We start from the raw sequence: 4,274 nt of genomic DNA, 5'->3' as shown, positions 1-4,274 counted from the left end.
GGGCCGACCGCGGGGGCGGGGGCGCATTCCCGGGACCGCGCCGGGGGGCGGCGCCACAACAACCACCTCCTGGTGCGGGAGACGGGCGCCCGGATCAAGGAGGCCAACGGCCGGGTGCGGTTCGGGATCAGCCCGTTCGGGGTGTGGCGCAACCGGGCGACCGACCAGCGGGGCTCGGCGACCACGGCGGGCATCGAGGCCTACGACGACCTGCACGCCGACACCCGGACGTGGGTGCGCGAGGGCTGGATCGACTACATCTGCCCGCAGCTCTACTGGAACATCGGCTTCGCCCCCGCCGACTACGCGGTCCTGGTGCCCTGGTGGGACGAGGTGGCCAGGGGCACCGGCGTCGACCTCTACCTCGGCGAGGCCCTGTACAAGGCGGGCGCGTCGGGCCAGCCCGCCGCCTGGCAGGACCCGGCCGAACTGTCCCGCCACCTCACCCTGGCCCAGGACTACGGCACGGTCCGCGGCCACTGCTTCTTCGCGGCACAGGACGTCGCGGAGGACCCCATCGGCGCCATGGCCCGCGTCGTCGCCGACCACTACCCGCCGTCCCCGTCCCCGTCCCGGGACCGTCCGTGAGACCGTCCTGGTAGACGCGGACGGCGGCGTCCGCCCCCCCTCAGGACAGCCCGGTGCCGGAGCGGCGGCGCTCCACGGCGCGGACGAGGTCGGTGCCGATCTCCGCGAGGAAGTCCGCCGCCGTGTCGAGACGCTGCCCGGCCGGGGTGGCTGCGCCGAGCAGGTCGGCGCCGGTGCGGGCGAACTCGGCGAGCAGGGCGTTGCGTTGGGCACTGGCCAGCATCGAGCGGTACCAGACGTCGCCGTTGATGGTGTACTGCTCGCGGCGGCCGTGCTGCCCGTCCCGCTCGCGGCGGATCAGCCCCTGGTCCGCGAGGTAGCCCACGGCCTTGGACACCGAGGCCGGGCTGACGCCGAGGCGACGCACCAGGTCGGCCGCGCTCAGGCTGCCGCTGTCGGTGACGTACAGACAGCTGAGCACCCGGGCCACCATGCGGGGCAGCCCCATGTGGACGAGGAGGTCGGCGAAGCGGCCGGCGTAGTCGTCGACGGCCGCCGGGTCGCGCCCGTCCGGTGCGGCCGGGGTGCCCCCGGACGGTCGGGCGAGGCCGGGCCGGCGTCGGGCCCGGCGGGCGGTCGCGCGCTGGGCGGTCTCGGCGCGGTAGCGGCCGGGCCCGCCGTTGCGGGCGATCTCCCGGGTCACCGTGGAGGTGGGGCGGGCGATCAGCCGGGCGATCGCGGCGTAGTCCAGCCCCTCGGCGAGACCGGTCGCGATCGCGAGACGGTCCTGCGGGCTCAGCCTGGCACCCGGCACGGGTGGCTCCTCTCCTCGGGCCTTCGCACGAGTATCCGGATCCGGGCCGCGCGGTTGCAACCGCGTTTGCATTCGTCGGCATCGTCATTGCAATGATTGACCGTCACTGACCTGCTGTGATGCTGGCGTTGAAGCAATCAGATGTTGATGGATCCTCGAACTCGGCCGTACGTTCTTCACCGACGACGAAAGCCCGACCGACCAGGGGGACCCACCGTGAAGACCACCACCCGCACCGCCCTCGCCACCGGCCTGGCCACCGCCGTGGCCGCCGCCCTGCTGACCGCCACCGCCCCGGCCGCCCTCGCCGCCGCCCCCGATGCCAGGCACGGCGGCCACCAGGGACTCCAGGCCGCGCTCGACCAGGCGGTCACCGTCAACGGCCTGCCGGGGGTCACGGCCGAGGTCCGCGACCACGGCTCGACCTGGTACGGGCAGTCCGGCACCGCCGACCTGGCCACCGGGCAGAAGTTCGAGCCGCAGGACCGGTTCCGGATCGGCAGCACCACCAAGACCTTCGTGGCCACCGCGCTGCTCCAGCTGGAGGCCGAGGGGAAGCTGACGCTGGACGACAGCGTCGAGCAGTGGCTGCCCGGCCTGGTCGACGGCAACGGGTACGACGGGTCGAAGATCACCCTTCGCCAGCTGCTCAACCACACCAGCGGGATCGCCAACTTCGCGATGGACGAAACGGTTTCGAAGGAGTTCCGGGGCGAGGCCTTCCTGCAGCACCGCTTCGACCGGTTCACCCCGCGCCAGCTGGTCGGGATCGGCATCGGCGTGAAGCCCAGTTTCGCGCCCGGCACCAGCTGGGAGTACTCCGACACCAACTACGTGCTGGCCGCGCTGGTCGTCGAACAGGCCACCGGCCACAGCCTCGCCCAGGAGATCGCCGACCGCTTCGCCAAGCCCCTGCACCTCAAGAGCACCTACGAGCCCGCCGCCGACGACACCGGCATCCAGGGGCCGCACGGCCGCTTCTACTCCAAACTCGGCCCGTTCGACGCCCCGACGCTGCCCGTCTACGACGTCACCGAGCTCAGCCCGTCCTGGGGCTACGGCTCGGGGGACATGATCTCCACGGTGGGGGACCTGAGCACCTTCTTCCAGGCGCTGCTGGGCGGCCGGCTGCTGCCGCCGGCCCAGATGGCGGAGATGGTCACCATGAAGGACCCGAAGGCAGGCCCCACGGGGTGGATCCCGAACTCCCACTACGGCCTGGGAATCGGCTCGATCACGCTGTCCTGCGGCGAGGTGTGGGGGATGGGCGGGGCGATCAACGGCTCCTGGTCGTACACGTTCGGGAGCCGGGACGGCCGCCACATGATGTCGACCCAGGTCAACGGCGACTGGGCGAACGGCGAGGCGTGGGGGCCGGTCGCGGTCTTCACGAAGGAACTGGAGGCCGAGTTCTGCGGCGAGGGGAAGAAGTAGGGAACCCGGAACCCGGACAACACCGAGGAGTGGGACGTCGGCCCCACCGACTTCCCACTCCTCGGCCGTCGAGCGCGTCAGGCGCTCTGGACGGTCCCGATGTCCGGCAGCTCCACGAAGGTGACTCCTCTCGGGCCGAACCGCCGCGCGGCTTCGGCGAACCTCTCCGAGCAGAAGGCAACCCCGAGGAGCGGGATGGAGTCGAAGAGGAACAGGTCGCGCTCCGGCGGCGTCCCGAAGCGCAGTTCCCAGACCTTCTTGATCTGCCCGTCGCGGCGGAAGTCGATCCTCGACCCCGCGAGGTCGACCACGTCCTCGACCTTGAGCAGTTCGGTCCGGGGGAACTTCACGAAGTAGTAGTCCTTCGCGGGGATCCGCCTGCCCTTGCTGGACACCACGTTCAGCTTCGCGGCCTGCCAGCCACCGGTGTCGGTGGCCCGCATCAGGGCCAGGAACTCGCCGCTGACGACGTGCCCGTCGAACTGCGTGTGGAAGTCGAAGTCGTAGGCCCGGTCCTTCGTGATCAGCCACAGCTCGGCCGGCAGGTCGGCGAGCGGGGCGTCGCCCGTGGCGTAGTGCCAGGCGTACTGCATCGGCCGGTCGTGGCCGTCGTCCGAGAACTCCTCGTGGATCAACCCGTTGAGGAAGGCCGGGCAGCGGGCCTCGTCCTGGTACGCCAACGCGAAGTGCAAAGCGGTGATCCCCCGTCCACGGCCGGACGCGGAGCCGGCCCCCGCCCCCGTCGCCGCCAGCCTACCGATCAGTGCGGCCGCACGGGATTCGTGAATGCGGCGGTACCGGGCCTTCACCTCGCCGCCGGTCCTCCGTCTCGACCTACGAATATCGCTTGCAGGGCTGCCACGCCCGCACGAGCATCGGCCCATGCCTGTCGATCCGCACCTCTTCGCCGTCTTCCTCGTCACCACCCTCGTCGCGATGGTCACCCCGGGACCGGACATGCTGTTCATCCTCGGCTGCGGGATCCGCGGCGGCGCCCGTGCCGGGCTGCTCGCCACCGCGGGGGTCGCGACCAGTGAGGCCGTTCACATCGCGCTCGCCGCCGTGGGACTGTCCGCGTTCTTCGCCGCCGCGCCGACCGCGTTCACCGCGCTGCGCCTGGCCGGCGCCGCCTACCTGGTGTACCTCGGTGTGCAGGCGATCCGCCACCGCGGCCGGGAGCGGGTCGAGTCGGCGGGCGCGAACGGGGTCTCCGGCCGACGCGCTTACGTTCGCGGGCTGTTGACCAACTTGGTGAACCCGAAGATGGTCACGTTCACGATCGCGTTCCTGCCCCAGTTCGTCGACCCCGGCCTGGGTCGGGTCTGGCTCCAGTTCCTGCTCCTCGGGGCGGTCTTCATCGCGATCGAGTTCCTGGTCGACGGCACCGTGGGCGTGCTCGCGGGCCGGATCGGGGGCTGGCTCGACCGGCGCGCGGCCGCGCGCCCCCCCCGCCCCCGGGGCCGCGGCAGAGGTGTTGAGAAACAGCGAGCCCCCCCCA

At 71.8% G+C, this 4,274-nt stretch carries 5 protein-coding genes; 3 read left to right on the top strand and 2 right to left on the bottom strand.

Annotated features, from left to right (window positions below):
• The coding region (locus ACFWXO_RS44910) for a glycoside hydrolase family 10 protein (protein WP_380532932.1) at positions 1 to 588 on the top strand (588 nt) is incomplete at its 5' end.
• Positions 589 to 628: 40 nt separating this feature from the next.
• On the opposite strand, the gene ACFWXO_RS44905 is transcribed toward ACFWXO_RS44910, so the two are convergent.
• Positions 629 to 1,342 carry a MarR family transcriptional regulator gene (locus ACFWXO_RS44905; protein ID WP_380532929.1) on the bottom strand — a complete coding sequence of 238 codons (714 nt, stop codon included), beginning with the start codon at positions 1,340 to 1,342 and terminating at the stop codon, positions 629 to 631.
• Positions 1,343 to 1,558: 216 nt separating this feature from the next.
• Here ACFWXO_RS44905 and ACFWXO_RS44900 point away from each other — a divergent pair, with 216 nt between their 5' ends.
• The gene (locus tag ACFWXO_RS44900) at positions 1,559 to 2,776 is read left to right on the top strand and encodes a serine hydrolase domain-containing protein (protein WP_380532926.1); all 1,218 of its coding nucleotides are present in this window, start codon (positions 1,559 to 1,561) and stop codon (positions 2,774 to 2,776) included.
• Positions 2,777 to 2,853: 77 nt separating this feature from the next.
• On the opposite strand, the gene ACFWXO_RS44895 is transcribed toward ACFWXO_RS44900, so the two are convergent.
• On the bottom strand, positions 2,854 to 3,468 hold the full coding sequence (locus ACFWXO_RS44895) for an Imm43 family immunity protein (RefSeq protein ID WP_380532921.1): 615 nt from the start codon (positions 3,466 to 3,468) through the stop codon (positions 2,854 to 2,856).
• A gap of 190 nt (positions 3,469 to 3,658) precedes the next feature.
• Between ACFWXO_RS44895 and ACFWXO_RS44890 the strand changes: the two genes are divergently transcribed.
• Positions 3,659 to 4,274: LysE family translocator (locus tag ACFWXO_RS44890; protein ID WP_380532918.1), on the top strand; the 616-nt coding region annotated here is incomplete at its 3' end.

The organism is Kitasatospora sp. NPDC059088, assembly GCF_042738155.1.
Taxonomy (GTDB): domain Bacteria; phylum Actinomycetota; class Actinomycetes; order Streptomycetales; family Streptomycetaceae; genus Kitasatospora.
Note: the sequence above shows the minus strand (reverse complement) of the source record. Positions and strands in the feature narration are given on the sequence as shown.